The organism is Amycolatopsis sp. cmx-4-54, from assembly GCF_046548895.1.
In the GTDB taxonomy this organism is placed as follows: domain Bacteria; phylum Actinomycetota; class Actinomycetes; order Mycobacteriales; family Pseudonocardiaceae; genus Amycolatopsis.
In genome coordinates this window covers 676,481-694,927 of record NZ_JAEBEJ010000003.1, presented here as the reverse complement: position 1 = coordinate 694,927, position 18,447 = coordinate 676,481, and the positions used below count along the sequence as shown (strand labels likewise).

General features: G+C 69.2%; 16 protein-coding genes. 9 read left to right on the top strand and 7 right to left on the bottom strand.

Annotation, left to right across the window (positions count from 1 at the left end):
* Positions 1 to 164 precede the first annotated feature (164 nt).
* Positions 165 to 638 (bottom strand): Lrp/AsnC family transcriptional regulator, encoded by a 474-nt coding sequence (locus tag ACLJQ7_RS13615; RefSeq protein WP_034305441.1) that lies wholly within the window; start codon positions 636 to 638, stop codon positions 165 to 167.
* A 122-nt stretch (positions 639 to 760) separates the two neighbouring features.
* On the opposite strand from ACLJQ7_RS13615, the gene hppD reads away from it, so the two are divergent.
* The 8 genes from hppD (at position 761) to ACLJQ7_RS13575 (ending at position 9,362) form a co-directional block, all read left to right on the top strand.
* Positions 761 to 1,960 carry a 4-hydroxyphenylpyruvate dioxygenase gene (gene hppD, locus ACLJQ7_RS13610; protein ID WP_410648540.1) on the top strand — a complete coding sequence of 400 codons (1,200 nt, stop codon included), beginning with the start codon at positions 761 to 763 and terminating at the stop codon, positions 1,958 to 1,960.
* A gap of 200 nt (positions 1,961 to 2,160) precedes the next feature.
* Positions 2,161 to 2,730 (top strand): YbaB/EbfC family nucleoid-associated protein, encoded by a 570-nt coding sequence (locus ACLJQ7_RS13605; RefSeq protein ID WP_410648539.1) that lies wholly within the window; start codon positions 2,161 to 2,163, stop codon positions 2,728 to 2,730.
* A gap of 32 nt (positions 2,731 to 2,762) precedes the next feature.
* Entirely contained in the window at positions 2,763 to 3,077 is a 315-nt protein-coding gene (locus ACLJQ7_RS13600; protein ID WP_219148401.1) for a type VII secretion target, read from the top strand.
* A complete protein-coding gene (locus ACLJQ7_RS13595) occupies positions 3,077 to 7,189 on the top strand; it encodes a hypothetical protein (protein ID WP_410648538.1) in 4,113 nt (1,370 codons plus the stop codon). Before ACLJQ7_RS13600 ends, ACLJQ7_RS13595 begins: the two co-directional genes overlap by 1 nt.
* The gene (locus ACLJQ7_RS13590) at positions 7,182 to 7,622 is read left to right on the top strand and encodes a hypothetical protein (RefSeq protein ID WP_410648537.1); all 441 of its coding nucleotides are present in this window, start codon (positions 7,182 to 7,184) and stop codon (positions 7,620 to 7,622) included. Before ACLJQ7_RS13595 ends, ACLJQ7_RS13590 begins: the two co-directional genes overlap by 8 nt.
* The gene (locus ACLJQ7_RS13585; RefSeq protein ID WP_410648536.1) at positions 7,619 to 8,068 is read left to right on the top strand and encodes a hypothetical protein; all 450 of its coding nucleotides are present in this window, start codon (positions 7,619 to 7,621) and stop codon (positions 8,066 to 8,068) included. Before ACLJQ7_RS13590 ends, ACLJQ7_RS13585 begins: the two co-directional genes overlap by 4 nt.
* A gap of 29 nt (positions 8,069 to 8,097) precedes the next feature.
* Positions 8,098 to 8,964 carry a ferredoxin gene (locus ACLJQ7_RS13580; protein WP_410648535.1) on the top strand — a complete coding sequence of 289 codons (867 nt, stop codon included), beginning with the start codon at positions 8,098 to 8,100 and terminating at the stop codon, positions 8,962 to 8,964.
* 119 nt (positions 8,965 to 9,083) lie between these two features.
* Positions 9,084 to 9,362 carry a hypothetical protein gene (locus ACLJQ7_RS13575; protein WP_410648534.1) on the top strand — a complete coding sequence of 93 codons (279 nt, stop codon included), beginning with the start codon at positions 9,084 to 9,086 and terminating at the stop codon, positions 9,360 to 9,362.
* 296 nt (positions 9,363 to 9,658) lie between these two features.
* Here ACLJQ7_RS13575 and ACLJQ7_RS13570 read toward each other — a convergent pair whose 3' ends face one another.
* The 5 genes from ACLJQ7_RS13570 to ACLJQ7_RS13550 form a co-directional block, all read right to left on the bottom strand.
* Positions 9,659 to 10,816, bottom strand: coding sequence for a cystathionine gamma-synthase (locus ACLJQ7_RS13570; RefSeq protein WP_410648533.1), 1,158 nt, complete (start codon positions 10,814 to 10,816; stop codon positions 9,659 to 9,661).
* 51 nt (positions 10,817 to 10,867) lie between these two features.
* Entirely contained in the window at positions 10,868 to 11,470 is a 603-nt protein-coding gene (locus ACLJQ7_RS13565; RefSeq protein ID WP_410648532.1) for a hypothetical protein, read from the bottom strand.
* Positions 11,471 to 11,513: 43 nt separating this feature from the next.
* Positions 11,514 to 12,074, bottom strand: a complete 561-nt coding sequence (locus ACLJQ7_RS13560; protein WP_410648531.1) for a hypothetical protein — start codon at positions 12,072 to 12,074, stop codon at positions 11,514 to 11,516.
* A gap of 153 nt (positions 12,075 to 12,227) precedes the next feature.
* On the bottom strand, positions 12,228 to 13,625 hold the full coding sequence (locus ACLJQ7_RS13555) for a hypothetical protein (RefSeq protein WP_410648530.1): 1,398 nt from the start codon (positions 13,623 to 13,625) through the stop codon (positions 12,228 to 12,230).
* 233 nt (positions 13,626 to 13,858) lie between these two features.
* Positions 13,859 to 15,229: a cystathionine beta-synthase gene (locus tag ACLJQ7_RS13550; protein ID WP_410648529.1), complete on the bottom strand. Its 1,371-nt coding sequence runs from the start codon at positions 15,227 to 15,229 to the stop codon at positions 13,859 to 13,861.
* A gap of 177 nt (positions 15,230 to 15,406) precedes the next feature.
* Between ACLJQ7_RS13550 and ACLJQ7_RS13545 the strand changes: the two genes are divergently transcribed.
* Positions 15,407 to 16,627 carry an acetyl-CoA C-acetyltransferase gene (locus tag ACLJQ7_RS13545; RefSeq protein WP_410648528.1) on the top strand — a complete coding sequence of 407 codons (1,221 nt, stop codon included), beginning with the start codon at positions 15,407 to 15,409 and terminating at the stop codon, positions 16,625 to 16,627.
* A gap of 99 nt (positions 16,628 to 16,726) precedes the next feature.
* Here the strand turns inward: ACLJQ7_RS13545 and ACLJQ7_RS13540 are convergent, their stop codons facing one another.
* Positions 16,727 to 18,259: a DHA2 family efflux MFS transporter permease subunit gene (locus tag ACLJQ7_RS13540; RefSeq protein WP_410648527.1), complete on the bottom strand. Its 1,533-nt coding sequence runs from the start codon at positions 18,257 to 18,259 to the stop codon at positions 16,727 to 16,729.
* Positions 18,260 to 18,447: the final 188 nt, after the last annotated feature.

Here is an 18,447-nt window from a genome sequence, read left to right as displayed (position 1 = left end):
GACGGGGCGCCGAAAGGTTCAACGTTGCGAAAGCCACTTTCGCAACGTTGATGGTTGTGAAAGTGGCTTTCGCAACGCGGTCCTGCCGGATCGGCCACCCAGCCGCGATCTGTGTCCTTTGGGTGACCAGCCCGCCGCAGCGCGTCCCGATCCGTCACCGTGGGCTAGCTTCTCGCCAGCCGTTCCAGCAGCGGCCGTACGCGCGGCGGAACCGGCGTCGACAACGCGATCGACGTCGACGTCCGCCGCACGTACGGCGCGCCGACCACCTCGTCCACCACGCGCTGCAGGTCGTCGTTGTTGCGCGCCACCATCCGCACGAAAAGGTCGCCCTGACCGGTCGTCGCGTAGACCTCGCACACCTCGTCGATCGCGGACAGGGCCTCCGCGACCTCGGCCCGGCGGCCCTGCGCGATCTCCAGGACGGCGAACGCGGTGAGGCCGTACCCCATCGCCGCGAGGTCGAGTTCGGGCGGGAACCCGCCGAGGATCCCGCGTTCGGTCAGCCGGTCCAGCCTGGCCTGCACGGTGCCCCGCGCGACGCCGAGACGGCGGGCGCATTCGAGCACGCCGAGCCGGGGCGAGTCGGTGAGCAACAGCAGCAGCCGCGCGTCGAGCGCGTCAAGGGCTTCCGACATCGGACCTACCTCCTACACAGGTTGTCCACTTTGACTGCGTCACCCAAATCTCCAGTGGGCATAGTGCGCAGTGAAATCTTTGACCGTTGCGCATTTTGTCACGCGCTCGGATGCTTCAAGGCATGACGCACACAGTGGAACCCCAGGGTGCTCTTGACGACGTGAGCTACGACCAGCTGCGTCAGCTCGTCGGCCTCGTCGACCACGACTCTTCGACCGACCCCTTCCCGGTGAAGTCGATGGACGCGGTGGTGTTCATCGCGGGCAACGCCACGCAGACCGCGTGGTTCTACCAGGTCGCTTTCGGCATGCGGCTCATCGCGTACTCCGGCCCCGAGACCGGGAACTTCGAGCGCAAGTCGTTCGTGCTGAAGTCGGGCTCGGCCCGCTTCGTGATCACCGGCGGCGTCAAGCCCGACTCCCCGCTGCTCGACCACCACCGCCGCCACGGCGACGGCGTCATCGACCTCGCGCTCGAGGTCGCCGACGTCGACCGGTGCATCGAGCACGCCCGTTCGCAGGGCGCGACCGTCCTCGAGGAGCCGCACGACGTCTCCGACGAGCACGGCACCGTGCGCATCGCCGCGATCGCGACCTACGGCGAGACCCGCCACACGCTGATCGACCGGTCGAAGTACACCGGCGTCTACCTGCCCGGTTACGAGCCTCGCGAGAGCGGCATCGTCCGCCCGGAAGGCGCGCCGAAGCGGCTGTTCCAGGCCGTCGACCACTGCGTCGGCAACGTCGAACTCGGCAAGATGGACTACTGGGTCGACTGGTACCACCGCGTCATGGGCTTCGTGAACATGGCGGAGTTCGTCGGCGACGACATCGCGACCGAGTACTCGGCGCTGATGAGCAAGGTGGTCTCCAACGGCAACCACCGCGTCAAGTTCCCGCTCAACGAGCCGGCGATCGCGAAGAAGAAGTCGCAGATCGACGAGTACCTCGAGTTCTACGGCGGCGCGGGCTGCCAGCACATCGCGCTGGCCACCAACGACATCGTCGCGACGGTGAAGGCGATGCGCGCCGCGGGCGTCGAGTTCCTCGACACCCCGGACTCGTACTACGACGACCCGGAGCTGCGCGCGCGGATCGGCGAGGTCCGGGTGCCGATCGAGAAGCTCAAGGAGCACCGCATCCTGGTCGACCGCGACGAGGACGGCTATCTGCTGCAGATCTTCACCAAGCCGATCGGCGACCGCCCGACGGTGTTCTACGAGCTCATCGAGCGGCACGGTTCGCTCGGCTTCGGCAAGGGCAACTTCAAGGCCCTGTTCGAGGCCATCGAGCGTGAGCAGGAGCGCCGCGGCAACCTCTGACCCCGGCAGTTCGCAGGGCGTGAAAGGGCTCTTCATCGCACTTGGTGCGGTGAGGGGCCCTTTCGCTGCGTGACGGGGCCGACTTTGTCGGCGCGGGGTGGTACACCGGACGGGAACTAAACTTCGAGCACTCCGGAACCGAAGCCTCCTTCGGTCCGTCAGTGTGAAGACGTCAGCACGCAGCTTTTGGAAGGGTCCCGATGCCGGACAACGTCGACGCCAGCGAACGAATGGTGGACAACTGGACGAAGCAGATCCAGGAGACCGCCGCGCGCTATCAGGCGATGGCCGCCCGCATGCAGGGCCAGACCGTGACCGAGCGGTCGAAGGACAACACCATCGAGGTCACGATCGACTCGAAGGGCCTGCTCACGAACCTGGTCATTTCCGAAGCCGCGAGCGGTAAACGGATGGCGGAGGTGTCGTCGCAGGTCACGCGCCTCGTCCAGCTCGCGCAGTCCCGGATCCCGGAACTGCTGCAGGCGGCGATGGCCGAGACGGTCGGAACCACCGACGAGACGGCGAACCGGGTGATCGCGGAGGCGCAGAGCACCTTCCCGGAAGCCCCGCCGGAGGACGACCTCACACCGCCGCAACCCGAGCGGCACCACCGCTTCGGCCCGGAGGAAGAAGAGCCCCCGCCGCCGCCCGCGCAGGCGAACCCGCCCCAGAATCCGCCCCAGAATCCGCCTCAGCCGAAGCCGATCCCGCGCCGCCGCCGCACGCAGGACGACGATGACGACGAGTTCGGCGGCAGCATCCTTTCGTAGACGTCCATCCGGCCTGGTAGAGGGGAGAAACCATGGCAGGCAAGGGTTATGAGCTCGGCGCCGACCTCGACGCGCACGCCAAGCAGATCGACGGCATCGCCGACGGCCTGCGCACGGCGGTCGACGCCGCGCAGCAGGTGAGCATGCCGACCGACGCGTACGGCATCATCTGCCAGCCGTTCCGGATGATGCTCGACCCGGTCGAGGAGTTCGGCATCAACGCGCTGAACAAGGCCGTCGAGGCCGCGACGGCGGTGGCGAACAACGTGCGGTCCGCGTCGAACGCCTACCAGACGCAGGATGAGAACTTCGCCGCCGAATTCAAGAACGTGCAGGTGCCTGACTGATGCCCGAGGGAAACCCGCTCGTCGCGAAGGCACCGACCGACGGCGACGGCCCCGGGCCGCTGACGGCGGGGAACAGCGAGTACGGCTACGCGGCGGGCATCGGCGTCGCCGAGTCGGCCATGGACGCCTTCAACGGCATCTCGAACGGTGACTGGATCGGTGGCGGGCTCGGCGTGCTGAGCCTCGCCGGCGAGATGGCCAGCGCGGCGATCGACCCGTTCGGCTACCTGATGTCGTCGGTCGCGTCGTTCCTGATGGAACACATGCAGCCGCTGAAGGACATGCTGGACGCCGTCGCCGGTGATCCGCCGGTCATCCAGTCGTACTCCGAAACCTGGGGCAACGTCGCCAAGAAACTGGAAGACACCCAGGTCGAATTCTCGAACGCGGTCAAGAACGGCACGTCCGGCTGGACGGGCGACGCGGCCGACCAGTACCGCAAGCAGGCCGCGGAGCAGGCGGAGGCGATCAGCGGTGCGGCGACGGTCGCCGGCGGGATCAGCACCGTCGTGATGATCTTCGGCGAGATCGTCGCGTTCGTCCGCGAGTTCATCCGCCAGCTGATCGCGGACGCGGTCGGCAAGCTCATCGCGTGGGTCCTGGAGACGGTGTTCTCCCTCGGCTTCGGCACCCCCATCGTGGTCGCGCAGGCCGTCACCGCGATCGCCAAGTGGGCCGCGAAGATCGCCGACAAGCTCAAGGAACTCTGCGACGCGATGCGGCGGGTCTCGCCGCTGCTGGGCAAGCTGGCCGACGTCTTCGAGAAGATCATCAAGATCTTCGGCAAGATCGCGGGCAAGGTCACCGGCCTCGACGTCATCAACACCAAGAACATCAAACCGGGCGGATTCATCCAGCGCGGCGGCAGCGGTGGCGGATCCGGCGGGACCGGCGGTGGCGGCTCGGGCTCAGGCGACGGCCCGGACGGCGACGGTTCGGGTTCCGGCAGCGGCGACGGTTCCGGCAGCGGCTCCAACGGCGACAACTCCGGGGGCAACTCCGGCGACACCAACAGCGGCCCCAACGACAACCCCGGGGGCAACTCCGGCGACACCACCGGCGGCCCGAACGGCGGGTCCAGCGGAGACACCCCGTCGAACACCACTCGCGGTGGTGACGGTGGCGGCTCGTCCACCCGCTCCGACAGCGGTTCTCCCAACCGCACCGGTGACGGACCGTCCACTTCGGACGGAAACTCCGCCGGTGGTGATGGTTCCCCCGGCACCGCCCGCTCCGACACGGCGACGCCGCAAACCCGGTCCGACGGTGGCTCTCCCGGAGATTCCGCCACCCCGAACCGCACGTCCGATGGCGGCTCGCCCAGCCCGAACCGCACGGACACCGGCGGTTCGCCCGCTCCGCACACGCGGGCGGACAGCGGCGGCTCCCCCGGTAACACTCCCGACGGCGGCTCCCCCACACCACACACCCGCACCGACACCGGCGGATCACCCAGCCACACACCTGACGGTGGCTCCCCGACCCCGCAAACGCGCGCCGACACAGGCGGTTCCCCGACCCCGCACACGCGGGCGGACAGCGGGGGCTCCCCGAACAACACCCCCGACGGCGGCTCCCCCACACCACACACCCGCACCGACACGGGCGGCTCACCCAGCCATGCCGGCGACGGCGGCGGCTCACCCCGGACCCACGGCGGTGACGGCGGCGGCTCGCCCACCCCTCGGTCCGACCCGTCGCCCGGCCACCACGGCGGCAACGACGGCGGCAGCCTCACCCGGCCGACCGACAGCGGAACGACGACCAGCGGTACCGCGCCGACAGCACCGCGCCTCGGCGACGCCGGCCCGTCACCCATGCCTTCGCAGCGCGGCGGTCCCGGTGGCGACACTTCGCACGGCGTTCCGCCGCAGAGCCAGCCGGTCGCCGGAGGCATGCCACCCCAAGGCGCTCCGGGGGGCACGCCCGGCGGCACCCCGGGTTCGCCCGGCGGCAGGCCGCAGGGCGGCGGTTGGACGGGAACGCCCGGTTCGCCACGCACCCCGGACACGAACGCTCCGCGCACTCCCGACACCCACACCGGTCCCGGCCAGACCGGTCCCGGCGGACGGCCGAACCAGCCGCAGCCGGTCGCCCGGGGCAACGACTTCGGCCCCGGCGCCCAGCCGCACACCGGCTCACCGAGCACGCACGGCCCGGGCAACCGGCCCGGCGGCACGGGTCCCGGCAACACCGGTCCGGGCGGCCGCGGCCCCGGTGGCCACTCCGGGCCTCCGCCTTCGCCGGACGGTCACGACCCCGGCGGGCACGGACCGCGCCAGGATCCGAACGGTCACCCCGACGGCACACCGCACGACCGCGGGCCCGACGGCGAGCCGGATCGTCCGCTGACGCCGGACGAGGTCAACCAACGGCATTCCGAGAGCACTCCCGCGGGCAGCTCGTACCACCGCGGCGACTCGGACATGGGCGACCTGCCGCACCGGGTCCAGCCGGATCCGGACGGCCGCTACACCGTCGACGTGCACGTCACGCCGGACGGGCACGCCCGGATCGGCAACCGCACCTACACCCCGGAAGAGTTCGCGGACATCCTGCGGCGCAACGGAGATTACGACGGCCGCCCGATCCGCTTGATCGGCTGCGACGCCGGCTCGAACGATTTCGCGCGCCGTCTGTCGCGGGAACTCGACACCGAGGTGATGGCGCCGAGCAAGCCGGCGTGGACCGATTCGAACGGGCGTGTCTTCTCGTCCGACTACGAGATCGGCCCCGACGGCCGCCCCCGGCCCAAGATCCCGCCGAACGGCGAATGGGACGTCCACAGCCCCGACGGCACCGCCCGCCGGGCGAGCGACGACGGCTTCACTCCGGACACGTCGCACGCGGACAAGCAGGACGTGGACGCCGACAGCGCCCGCGATCGCGGCCGGGACTTCCCTTCACAGCACGAGATCGAGGGCGGCTGGCAGGAGCCGGACTACACCCCGCCTCGCCGGGACGTCACCTTGCAGCCGGGCGAGCGGTTCTACGATCCCAACAACCCGAGGCCCCTGGACCCGAACACGAAGTACGAGGTCACCGACAGCTCCGGCCGGCGGTCGACCATCTACACCGACGACTCCGTGCCGCCCAAGATCACGCATATCGACGCCGACGTCCCGAACACCAGGATCGGGTCCGATCCGTCCAACTCACTGGCGAACCCGGACACGGACCGCCTCCTCCCCGACGTCGACTACCGGGTGCACACCGGCGAGGGCAGGTTCGAGTTCGGTACCGACGGCACCAGCAAACCGCAGCTGGACCTGGACGACTTCGATCCCCCCGCCAACGCCAGGCCGGAAACCGTGCCGAACTGGGACCCCAGTGCGAATGGCGACGGCCCGTTCAGCAACAAGCCCCGGTCGGAACTCACTCCCGACACCGCGTACAAGGTGTACGCGACCGACGCCAACGGCAACAAGGTCCTGCACGGGACCTTCTACACCAACAACGAAGTGCCGCCGCGCTTCACTCATATCGAGACCCGGCCGGACGATCCCAAGAACCGCTGGATCAACCCCGAGACCGGTGACAAGCAGACGATGCACGACGCGCAGGCGGGCAGGCCCGACGGCCTTCCGCTCAAGGGTGTCAAGTACAAGATCGGCGACTTCAACTACCACGCCGACCAGTACGGCAACAGCCCGGTCTCGTTCGAGCCCGACTACTCCACCAAGGCGGGACCGCGCGGGAACACGAACGTCATGACCCGAATCGGCGCGATCGGCGTCGCGGACACCGGCCTGCCCGCGCGGGGCGGCCACACCGGGGACCACGCCTCCGGCGCGGGTGGCGGCCGTATCGCCGGCGCCCCTCAGGCGCATCCGCAGAACAACCACACCAGCGGGAGCGACGAGCACAACTGGGCGTACTCGGAGACCGACCGCCGGACGGCCGAAGCCCGCGGTGGAGACCACGGCAGAGTGCGGACCTGGCTCGAGAAACCGTCCGTCAGGGAGACCCCGGACCGGTGGCACACCATGTCCGAGAGAATCGCACCGGACGGAACCCGCACCTACAACTTCAGGAGCTTCGTGAATGTCCCCAACCCCGCCCCCGTCGCCCCCCACACCCCCCTCCGGCCAGAGCCCCCGGCAAATGTCTGATCAGGAGCGGGCCGATCAGCTGGTCCAGCAGATCGGCGCGGCCGTGCTGCGGGAGGCGCCGGCGGGCTGGCGGCGGATCGATCTCAAAGCCACCATGGCCACGATGGTCGAGGAGCTGGCGATCACCGTGATCATGGAGGACGGAAGCAGCGCGCAGATGCAGCCGCCCGACATCCAGGCGGCCCTCCAGGAATCGCGTCAGGCCCTTTACGAACCGGGGAAGGGCACCTGGTTGGCCATGCGGCTCATCCTCGACCCTCCTGGTTCGTTCGCCGTTCACTACAACTTCACCTTCGATCCGCGGTGGGATCCTCCTGTCCCGGCGGTGGTCTACCAACGCGACCTCGAGGCGTTCCCGCGCGACGAGGAGAACATTCCGGCCTGGTACCGGGCACGGCTCGAAGCTCAGCAGGAAGGAGCTGAGCAGGCGTGACGATTCCGGCCAAGTTCGGTGACGTCGACCAGGAGCGGATCCTGACCGAGATCGCCGATCAGCTGAAGTTCCTGCTTCCTCCTGGCTGGGACTACGTCCAGATCAAGTACAACGCCATCGGCGAATACCGGGAAACGGCCGCCATCGTGCATTCGGTGGCGGAAACCCTCACGCCGTGGACCCCGCCGGAGGTCATCTCGGACCTGTTCGCCGAGCTGCGGGCGGGAGCCGCGAACCCCGTCGGGGGCACCTGGCTGGGCGCCGTGTTCGAAATGCGTCATCCGGGTTCGTTCAGGGTCAACTTCAACGGAACGGCGGAGCCGGAGTTCCGGAACCCGCCGCCCGCCGAAGCCTTCTCGGATGAACTTCGACGCTTCCCGCGCGCGGCCGAGAACATCCCGGACTGGCTGCGGTTGCGGGCCGGCGAATCCGGCGACGGCTCCTGACCGGCGATCGGAAGCCTGAAAGAGGGAAGATGACCCAGCCACCGGCGCCCTTGAACCAGCAGCAGCAACAGCAGCTCGTCTGGCAGATCGGCCATGCCCTCGCGACGCCGCTGCCGCCGGGCTGGCAGCAGATGCGCGTCGAGTTCCGGGCGGCGGGCAGGCATGTCGAGGTCGACCTGCTCGTCACCGGTCAGGACGGTCTGCCGCGACCGGCACAGCCGAGCCCGGAAGCCGTGCAGTTGCTCGGGAACCTGCGGGCGGGGATGTACCAGCCCGGCCGCGGGACCTGGCTGAGCGCGATCCTGGTCTACGGTTCCGCGACCGTGCTCAGCACGGATTTCCTCGTGGACGTGGAGCCGCCATGGCGGCAGGCCCCGCCTCCCATCGGCTTCCAGGACGAACTGCGTTTCTTCCCGCGCGCCGAGCAGAGCGTCCCGCCGTGGCTGCGGCAGCGCGCCGGGCTCGACACCGCACCGGCGGCCGAGCCTTCGGTGGCGACTCCGCTCGCCGAGACCCCGGAGGCGCTGAAGGTACCGCGGGTCCACGACGGCCTCGACGAGTCCGGGCGCCCGATGGTGAACCGCGAGCCGCTTTCCCCGGCCGAGCGGGACCGCGTGCTGGAGTACCTCGACGGTGCCCCGGTCGTACTCGCGTCTCGGACCTACGACGCCGACGCCTTCGATCCCGACAGGGAACCGTTGGTGCCGTTGAACTTCCGCACGGACGGCCGGTGGTACTGGCCGGGCGCGGTCGCCTACTACCTGCGTGAGCACGACGTGGCGCCCGATCCCGAACTGCTCGGTCACATCCGGGCGCTGCGGTTCACCCTGCCCGAGGTCGGGGAGCCCGAACGCGAACTCGCGGTCGCCGCGATCACCGGCCAACCGTCCACTTAGGACCGAATGATTCGCGGGTGATCCGCGGCCGGATGATGCCACCTGACGGATACGTCACGTGACAAGTTCACGGTCCGGGTACTCTTGACGACGGCGGCGAAGGCGACCAGGGAGCACATATGGCACGGGGGAACATCGGCAGGGTCCGGGCGACCCGTTCCGCCGGGATGCTCCCGGTCGTGCTGGCCCTCACCTCGGCCGCGCTGCTGACCGGCGCCGCCGTCTACACGGTCGACCGCGCCGGTTGCGTGGATCCGGGCCAGTACATCCGGCACGACAACCACATCGAACTCGTCGGCGGCTGCGTCGACGGCTCGGAACTGCCCGCCGTGCCGAAGGGGACTTCGCACGAGGCCGACGCGAAGAGCGGCGTCACCCCCAGCAACTTCCGCCCGTAACCGGGTTCTTCCTCCCACCACGCCGCGCTGACCAGCGCGAACAGGAGCAAGGGACCTTTGCTCTCACTTGCTTAGCCTGACTAAGCGAGCGGTAGCAAAGGTCCCTTGCTACCACGCGCGCGGCGGCCCCGACCAGGGTCTCGGGTCACTGTGTGGGCTCTGGGACATCTGACGTCCCAAAACCCACACGCTCGGTCAGCGTCGCTACGCGAGGTGAAGGGTGTGGGGAATAGGGACACTCAACCCGGGGAGCGGTAGCAAAGGTCCCTTGCTCACTCCCCCTGGGCTCGGGGCGGTCAGCCGAGGGCCTTGGCCAGATCGTCGACCAGGTCGCTGCCGTCCTCGATGCCGACGGACAGGCGCAGCAGGTTGTCCGGCACCTCCAGGGTGGACCCGGCGGTGCTCGCGTGGGTCATCCGGCCCGGGTGCTCGATGAGCGATTCGATCCCGCCCAGCGACTCGGCGAGGATGAACAGCTTCGTCTTCGACGCGACGTCGAGCGCGGCCTGCTCGCCGTCGATGTGGGTGAACGAGATCATCCCGCCGAAGCGCCGCATCTGCTTCGAGGCGACCTCGTGCCCGGGGTGCTCCGGCAGGCCCGGGTAGTAGACGCGCTCGACCTTCGGGTGCTTCAGCAGCATCCGCGCGATCAGTTCGGCGTTGTCGCTGTGCCGCTCCATCCGCAGCGCGAGCGTCTTGATGCCGCGCAGGGTGAGCCACGCGTCGAACGGGCCGGGCACCGCGCCCGCCGCGTTGCGCAGGTAGAACAGCTGCTCGCGCAGCTCGTCCTCGTTCGTCAGGATCGCGCCGCCGACGACGTCGGAGTGCCCGCCGAGATACTTGGTCGTCGAGTGCAGGACGACGTCGGCGCCCAGCGAAAGCGGGTTCTGCAGGTACGGGGTGGCGAAGGTGTTGTCGACGACCAGGCGAGCGCCGGCGCCGTGCGCGACCTCGGCCAGCGCGGCGATGTCGGCGATCCCCAGCAGGGGGTTCGTCGGCGACTCGCACCAGATCAGCTTCGTCTCCGGCCGGATCGCCGCGCGGACCTCGTCGATGTTCCCCAGGTCGGCGACCGTGTGCTCCACACCCCACAGGCTGAGCACCTTGTCGATCAGCCGGAACGTGCCGCCGTACGCGTCGTTGCCGAGCACGAGGTGGTCTCCGGGCCGGAGGGTCGCCCGCAACAGAACGTCACTGGCCGCCATCCCCGACGCGTAAGCCAGACCGTGCCGCGCGCCTTCGAGCGCCGCCAGCGCGACCTCCAGCGCGGTGCGCGTGGGGTTCGCGGTACGGGAGTACTCGTAGTCGCCTTCGCGCGTGCCGCCGACACCGTCCTGCGCGTAGGTCGAGGTCTGATAGATCGGCACGATGACCGCGCCGGTCCGGGGATCAGGGGTCTGTCCGGCGTGGATCGCGCGCGTCTCGAAGCCCAGCAGAGAGTAGTCGTCGGCCATACGGTCAAGGGTACGACCACCCGTGCCGGATCCCATCGTCTGGGAGCGAACTCACCACTGACCGGGCGGCTGTCCCTGCTGCCGGCCACCGGGCGCCGGCGGGTATCCGGGTTGCGGCGGTGGATATCCGAAGTTCGGCGGCTGCACGGCGCCGGCGGCCCCCGGCTTGGCCGCGAGCCAGCGCGCCGTCGGCGGGACCAGCGCCAGCACGAGGGTCGCGATCGCCGGGATGAGGACCACGAAGAGGAGCCAGCCGAAACCGAAGAACAGGGTCACGCCGCCGTACGAGAAGTGGAAATGCGCGTCGAACGCCCGGAGCAGGAAGGTCAGCGCCACGAACCCGATCGCGGACGCGGCTCCGATCACGGTGAGCAGCCGTCCGGCGCGCTTTCGCAGGAGCAGCATGATCCCGCCGCCCAAGAGCAAAGCCGCGCTGACCAGGTCCAGCACCGCCCCGACCACGAAGAACGAAATGAAGTAGTGGGACAGCTCGATGACATGGGACACCAGTCCGGCGAGGAACCAGAGCCCGCCGAGGATCGCGAGGATCCCGGCGATGATCGCGGTCGCGCCGCTCGGCTGCCGCACCATCCCCGGCGGCGGGTAGGCACCGGGTGCCGGGTATCCCTGCGGCGGGTATTGCTGGTAAGTCATATCTCCCCCTGTCGAATTCCTGGCCCATCGACTACGCCGGATCTCACCATCCGCCCTGCCGGGTGGACTGGTTCTGCGGCCGGTACGGCTGCGTCGGGGCGGGCCGCCGGCGCAGGTACCGGAAGGTCTGCGGGAGCACCGCCAGCAGGAGCACGAGCAGTCCGAACATGACCATGGCCAAGCGGAGGACGCCGTCGAAGGTCGAGAACCGGAACAGGATGTCGAGGTGGATCCGGTACGGCACGCGGAACGCGATCGGTTCCAGCACGACGGCCAGGATGGCGAGCAGCGAGCCGAGGATCAGCAGGATGGCGCCGATCAGCGAACGGAAGAACGTCGTCAACGCGCCCATCAGCAGGAGCAACGCGGCGAGCAGGTACAGCACCAGCTCGACGAGCGCGAAGCCGGGCAGGTTCGAGAGGCTGAACCCCGACGGGAGCCCGATGAAGTAGCGGATCGGGATGAAGCCCGACGCGAGGGCACCGACGAGGCCGAGCACCGCGGCGATGATCGCCGTCGCCCCGGAGGGCCGGTCCTGCGGTGCGGGATACCCGAAGGCCGGCGGTCCGGGCTGCTGGGCGGGATATCCGTACGGACCGGTCACGTCGCTCCCCGTCGGCCAAGTATGGGTTGACGGCGCTCACCCTAGCCCGCTGGGCCTGGCCGCGGCAGGCGAATCGGGAGACCCCGGTGAAAACGGAAAAACCCCCGGCGAATGCCGGGGGTGTTCCGAACGAAACCGTTCAGTGGCGGTGAATCACCACTGCTGCGGGGGCTGACCGGGCTGCTGGCCCGGCTGGCCGAAACCACCGCCGGGCGGACCCTGCTGGCCGGGCTGCTGCCCGAAACCGCCCTGCTGCTGCGGAGGCTGACCGAAGCCGCCCTGCGGCTGGCCCGGCTGGGCGAAACCACCGCTGGGCGGACCCTGCTGGCCGGGCTGCTGCCCGAAGCCACCGGGCTGCCCCTGCTGCGGGAAACCACCCGAGGGCGGCTGACCGGGCTGACCGAAGCCACCCTGCGGCTGACCGTACTGACCAGGCTGGCCCGGCTGGCCGAAGCCACCTTGCGGCGGACCGCCGAAACCGCCGGGCTGGCCGCTCTGCGGAGCGCCCAGCACCGAACCGCCGCCACCGAGACCCACGAACTGCGCGGTCGCCGGGATCAGGCCCAGCACACCGACGATCAGGATCACGATGCCGAGGAGCAGGTGCAGCAGGCCACCGCCGATACCGGCGCCTTCCCTGGCGGACGGCGGCAGCTTGTCCAGGAAGTCCGACGACGGGGTCGAACCGCTGAGCAGGAGGACGCCGAACAGCACCAGCAGCGCACCACCGACGGCGACGATGATCGGCGCGATCTTCTTCACCGTGCCGGGGAGCTTGCCCGCGAGAGCGAGCCCCACGCCGCCGGCGATCGAGACGAGCGATCCGACCAGAAGCATGATCACGTAGAACCAGGTCGCCCCCGGCCCGACCACACCGGCCTCGTCCAGGAACTTTTCGATCTGCTCCTGGTTCGGAGCGCCGTCGAAGACCTTCGAATAGTCGCTGGCGTCACCGAAGTAGACGAACGACACGATCAAGGCGATCAGGCCGAGCAACGCCACGACACCGCCGGCGATGAACCCGAACATCGAGTTCCCGCCGCCACCGCCCGTGGGGGCGGGGCCATAGACCTGCGGCGGTCCGCCGAAACCGGGCTGCTGGCCGAAGCCGCCCTGCGGCGGTCCGCCGAAGCCCTGCTGCGGCTGGCCGAAACCTGGCTGCTGCTGGCCCTGCGAGGGGTCGAAACCGCCCTGCTGGGGGCCGCCGAAGCCCTGCTGCTGACCGAAGCCGCCACCCTGGGCGCCGTAGGCACCGGCGGACGGGTTGTCGGCCGCGCTCGGCGGCGGGGCGTACGGGATGGCGGGCGGCTGCGAACCCGGCGGCACGAGCTGGGTGGACTCGGCGGTGGGGCTTTCCCCGCCGCCGCTCACCGGCTGCACGACCTGGGTCGCGTTCGCGTCGCCAGAACCCGGCTGGACCGGCTGCACGACCTGCGTGGGCTCCGGCGTGTCGCCGAACCCGCCGCCATGGGGCTGCTGCTCATAGGAGGGCTGCTGCCCGTACTGCGGTTGCCCGTAGTCGGGCTGAGCGGGCTGGCCGGGCTGCACCACCTGGGTCGGTTCCGGGGAACCGAACGGGTTGTCTTGTTGCGGCTGAGGGCCACTCGGGGGTCCCTGCGGTGGCTGGGCGCCACCCCAAGGCTGATTCGGTGGCTGCGGAGCACTCATTTGGGTCTTGAACCCCCTTGACGAGGACATAAAAGTTCAACTCACCGGACACGCTATCGGATAGCCGGTCGGGCCGCTCGTAACGCCCCGGCCCGACCAGCCGATGAAATGCCTCTTTACCGTCCCGCGAGAAACGCGAGCAGGTCGTGCCGGGTGACGACCCCCGCCGGCTTGCCGTCGACCAGCACCAGCGCACCGTCCGCGCCCGAGAGCGCGTTCATCGCCACACTCACCTGTTCACCGGCGCCGATGGTCGGCAGCGGCGGCGACATGTGCTGCTCGAGCCGGTCGGCCAGCTGGGCCTTGCCGGTGAAGAGCGCCTCGAGGAGATCGCGTTCGTTGACCGCGCCGACGACCTCGGCCGCCATGACCGGCGGTTCCGCGCTGACCACGGGCATCTGGCTGACGCCGAACTCGGAAAGGATCGCCACCGCTTCGGCGACGGTCTCGTTCGGGTGGCTGTGCACCAGGCTGGGGAGCGAGCCGCTCTTCTTCGTCAGGACGTCGCCGACGGTCCGGCCGCTGGAGTCCGGCGGGAGGAAACCGTAGGAGGACATCCAGCTGTCGTTGAACACCTTGGTGAGGTAACCGCGGCCGCCGTCGGGCAGGAGCACGACGACGACGTCGTCCGGGCCGAGGCCTTCGGCGAGCTTGAGCGCCGCGGCGACGGCCATACCGCACGAACCGCCGACCAGCAGTCCCTCTTCGAGCGCGAGGCGGCGGGTGATGTCGAAGGAGTCCGCGTCGGACACCGCGATGATCCGGTCGGCGACGTTCCGGTCGTAGGTGTCCGGCCAGAAGTCCTCGCCGACGCCTTCGACCAGGTACGGACGGCCGGATCCGCCGGAGTACACCGAACCCTCGGGGTCCGCGCCGATGACCTGGACGCGGCCGTCGCTGACCTCCTTGAGGTACTTGCCGGTGCCCGAGATCGTGCCGCCCGTGCCGACGCCCGCGACGAAGTGCGTGATCTTGCCTTCGGTCTGGCGCCAGAGTTCCGGGCCGGTCGAGTGGTAGTGGCTGGCGGGGTTCTCCGGGTTGGCGTACTGGTTCGGCTTCCAGGCGCCCTCGATCTCACGCACGAGGCGGTCGGAGACGTTGTAGTAGGAGTCCGGGTGCTCCGGCGCGACCGCGGTCGGGCAGACCACGACGCGGGCGCCGTAGGCCTTGAGCACGTTGCGCTTGTCCTCGCTGACCTTGTCCGGGCAGACGAACACGCACTTGTACCCCTTGCGCTGCGCCACCATGGCCAGCCCGACGCCGGTGTTGCCGGACGTCGGCTCGACGATGGTGCCGCCGGGCTTCAGCTCGCCGGAACGCTCCGCGGCTTCGATCATCCGCAGCGCGATGCGGTCCTTGACGCTGCCGCCGGGGTTGACGTACTCGACCTTGGCCAGGATGAGCGGCTGGAGCCCCTCGGCCAGTGCGTTCAGCTTGACCAGAGGGGTGTTGCCCACGAGGTCCACGATGTGCTCGACGTATTCCACTCCCACAGCCTAAACGCCGCAGGTCGCGATGTGCCCACTCAACTCCGGAGGATGATGTGTCACGGAAAAGAGTGGTGTGGATCGCGTTCGCCTTTGACCCGCACCTCCCGCCGGTGGAGGATGCGAGGTGAGCAACCGCTTAGCGCGTCTGGATCGAAAACAAGGGAGTGTCGTTCCATGCCCGAAGCCGTCATCGTCTCCACCGCCCGATCCCCGATCGGCCGCGCCGGCAAGGGATCGCTGGTGAGCATCCGTCCGGACGACCTCGCCGCGCAGATGGTCCGCGCCGCGCTCGACAAGGTCCCCGAACTCGACCCGACGCAGATCGAAGACCTCATGCTGGGCTGTGGTCTCCCCGGCGGCGAGCAGGGCTTCAACATGGGCCGCGCGGTCGCCGTCGCACTCGGCTACGACCACCTGCCCGGCTGCACCATCACGCGGTACTGCTCCTCCAGCCTCCAGACCACCCGCATGGCGTTGCACGCGATCAAGGCCGGTGAAGGCGACGTGTTCATCTCCGCCGGTGTCGAGACGGTTTCGCGCTTCGCCAACGGAAGCTCGGACTCCTGGCCGAACACGCACAACCCGCTGTTCGCCGACGCCGAGGCCCGCACCGCGCAGGTGGCGGCCGAGGGCGCCGACAGCTGGACCGACCCGCGCGAGAACGGCGCCCTGCCCGACGTCTACATCGCGATGGGCCAGACCGCCGAGAACCTGGCGCGGCTGAAGAACGTGTCGCGCGAGGAGATGGACGAGTTCGGCGTCCGCTCGCAGAACCTCGCCGAGAAGGCCATCGCGGACGGCTTCTGGGCGAACGACATCACGCCGGTGACCCTGCCGGACGGCACCGTGGTCTCGAAGGACGACGGCCCGCGCGCCGGCGTCACCCTCGAAGGCGTCTCCGGTCTCAAGCCGGTCTTCCGCCCCGACGGCCGGATCACCGCGGGTAACTGCTGCGCGCTCAACGACGGCGCCGCCGCGGTGGTCATCATGTCCGACACCAAGGCTCGCGAACTGGGGCTGACGCCGCTCGCCCGCGTCGTCTCCACCGGCGTTTCCGGGCTGTCGCCGGAGATCATGGGCTACGGCCCGGTCGAAGCGTCGAAGCAGGCCCTCGCCCGCGCCGGGATGTCGATCGGCGACATCGACCTCGTGGAGATCAACGAGGCGTTCGCCGCGCAGGTCATCCCGTCCTACAAGGACCTCGGGATCGACCTCGACAAGCTGAACGTCAACGGCGGCGCGATCGCCGTCGGCCACCCGTTCGGCATGACCGGCGCGCGGATCACCTCCACGCTGATCAACTCGCTGCGCCACCACGACAAGCAGTTCGGCCTCGAGACGATGTGCGTCGGCGGCGGCCAGGGCATGGCGATGGTCCTGGAGCGCCTTTCTTGATCCTCTGACCTGCGAAAAGAGAGCAAGGGACCTTTGCTACCGTTTACTTAGCCAGGCTAAGCGAGTGGTAGCAAAGGTCCCTTGCTCCTCTTCTGGCGCCTAGTGGGTCATGATCGGCGGGGCCGCGGCGGCCTCGCCGTCCGCGCCCTCCGGCAGCGCGGGCTTGGTCTTCGGCAGGAACGCCGCCGGGATCAGGCACAGCGCGAGCAGGATCATCGACCACAGGAACGTCGTCGAGAACGCGTCCGCGGTCAGCCCCGAAGCCGTTTCGCGCGTCGCCGGGTTCAGCACCGCGGCCGTCGCGGCCAGCTGTCCCTGCGCGGTCGGCACGCCGAACTTCCCGGCGAGCAGCGCCGCCAGGATGATCGACAGCACCGCCGCCCCGATCGCCCCGGCGGTCTGCTGCAGGATGTTCGTCGCCGTCGACGCCTTCGCCATGTCCTCGGACTTGAGCGTCTGCAACGCGGCCGAGGTGATCGGCATCATCGTCGCGCCCATGCCGAGCCCCATCACGAACAGCGCCGAAAGCAGCAGCCAGTACGGCGTCGCCGCGGTGATCTGGGTGAAGGCGATCAGGCCGGCGAGCATCAGCACGAGACCGGGCAGCACGATCTTCCGCGCGCCGATCTTGTCCGCGAACCGGCCCGCGATCGGCATGGTCAGCATCGCGCCGACCCCCTGCGGAGCGAGCAGCAGCCCGGCGTTCATCGCCGATTCGCCGCGCGCCAGCACGAAATACGTCGGCAGGAGCAGCATCGCGCCGAAGAACGCGACGCAGAAGAAGGTCATCGTCACCATGGCGACGGAGAACGACGGGTTCTTGAACAGTTTCAGATCGACCAGCGGATTCGCCACCCGGTTCGCCCGGATCACGAACGCCACCAGCAACGCGACCCCGGCCAGCGCGGGCAGCCAGACGTCCACCGCGCCGACACCGCCCGCCGCCGGGATGTTCGAAACACCGAAGATCAGCGCCGCCAGGCCGGGCGAGACCATCAGCATGCCGAGGAAGTCGAACCGCTCACTGGGCTCCGGCCGATCCTTCGGCAGCAGGCGCCACGCCATGGCCATGGTGATCAGGCCGATCGGCACGTTGATGTAGAAGATCCAGCGCCAGCTCACCGCGTCGACCAGCCAGCCGCCGAGGATCGGGCCGCCGATCGGGCCGAGCAGCATCGGCACCCCGAGCACGCCCATCACGCGCCCGATCCGGTGCGGTCCGGCGGCCCTGGTCAGGATCGTCATGCCGGCGGGCATCAGCATGCCGCCGCCGAAGCCCTGCAGGACCCGGAACACGATCAGTGATTCGACGTCCCACGCCATGCCCGCGAGCATCGACCCGATCAGGAACAGCCCGATCGCGGTCATGTAGAGGCGTTTGGTGCCGAACCGGTCCGAAGCCCAGCCGGTGATCGGGATGACCGTCGCCAGGGCGAGCATGTAGCCGGTCGCGATCCACTGGATGGTGTCGAACGAGGTCTGGAACTCGATGGTCAGCTTCTGGAGCGCGACGTTGACGACCGTCGTGTCGAGGATCGCCATGATCGCGCCGAGGATGACGACGCCGGCGATCTTGAGCACGCCCGCGTCGAGTTTGTCGCCGCCCGGTGCGGCCGGGCTTTGCGTTGACATGAGAAATCCGTCCCTGATGCTCGGTGTCCCCGGGACGCGACGACCCCCGTGGTCGCGACTACGGACTCGATGCCCGGCCTCGCGCCGAGCTTCCCCAATCGAGCTTGTGCATTAATGCGCAAGCTCAGTACGTAGCCGAGGGTAGCCGAACACCGGTTTTACCTGCCAGCTTTTTCCCTGCACGCGGA

Coding starts and splice junctions, on each gene's coding strand:
- ACLJQ7_RS13615 (WP_034305441.1), bottom strand. CDS start 638: ATGTCGGAAGCCCTTGACGCGCTCGACGCGCGGCTGCTGCTGTTGCTC.
- hppD (WP_410648540.1), top strand. CDS start 761: ATGACGCACACAGTGGAACCCCAGGGTGCTCTTGACGACGTGAGCTAC.
- ACLJQ7_RS13605 (WP_410648539.1), top strand. CDS start 2,161: ATGCCGGACAACGTCGACGCCAGCGAACGAATGGTGGACAACTGGACG.
- ACLJQ7_RS13600 (WP_219148401.1), top strand. CDS start 2,763: ATGGCAGGCAAGGGTTATGAGCTCGGCGCCGACCTCGACGCGCACGCC.
- ACLJQ7_RS13595 (WP_410648538.1), top strand. CDS start 3,077: ATGCCCGAGGGAAACCCGCTCGTCGCGAAGGCACCGACCGACGGCGAC.
- ACLJQ7_RS13590 (WP_410648537.1), top strand. CDS start 7,182: ATGTCTGATCAGGAGCGGGCCGATCAGCTGGTCCAGCAGATCGGCGCG.
- ACLJQ7_RS13580 (WP_410648535.1), top strand. CDS start 8,098: ATGACCCAGCCACCGGCGCCCTTGAACCAGCAGCAGCAACAGCAGCTC.
- ACLJQ7_RS13575 (WP_410648534.1), top strand. CDS start 9,084: ATGGCACGGGGGAACATCGGCAGGGTCCGGGCGACCCGTTCCGCCGGG.
- ACLJQ7_RS13570 (WP_410648533.1), bottom strand. CDS start 10,816: ATGGCCGACGACTACTCTCTGCTGGGCTTCGAGACGCGCGCGATCCAC.
- ACLJQ7_RS13565 (WP_410648532.1), bottom strand. CDS start 11,470: ATGACTTACCAGCAATACCCGCCGCAGGGATACCCGGCACCCGGTGCC.
- ACLJQ7_RS13545 (WP_410648528.1), top strand. CDS start 15,407: ATGCCCGAAGCCGTCATCGTCTCCACCGCCCGATCCCCGATCGGCCGC.
- ACLJQ7_RS13540 (WP_410648527.1), bottom strand. CDS start 18,259: ATGTCAACGCAAAGCCCGGCCGCACCGGGCGGCGACAAACTCGACGCG.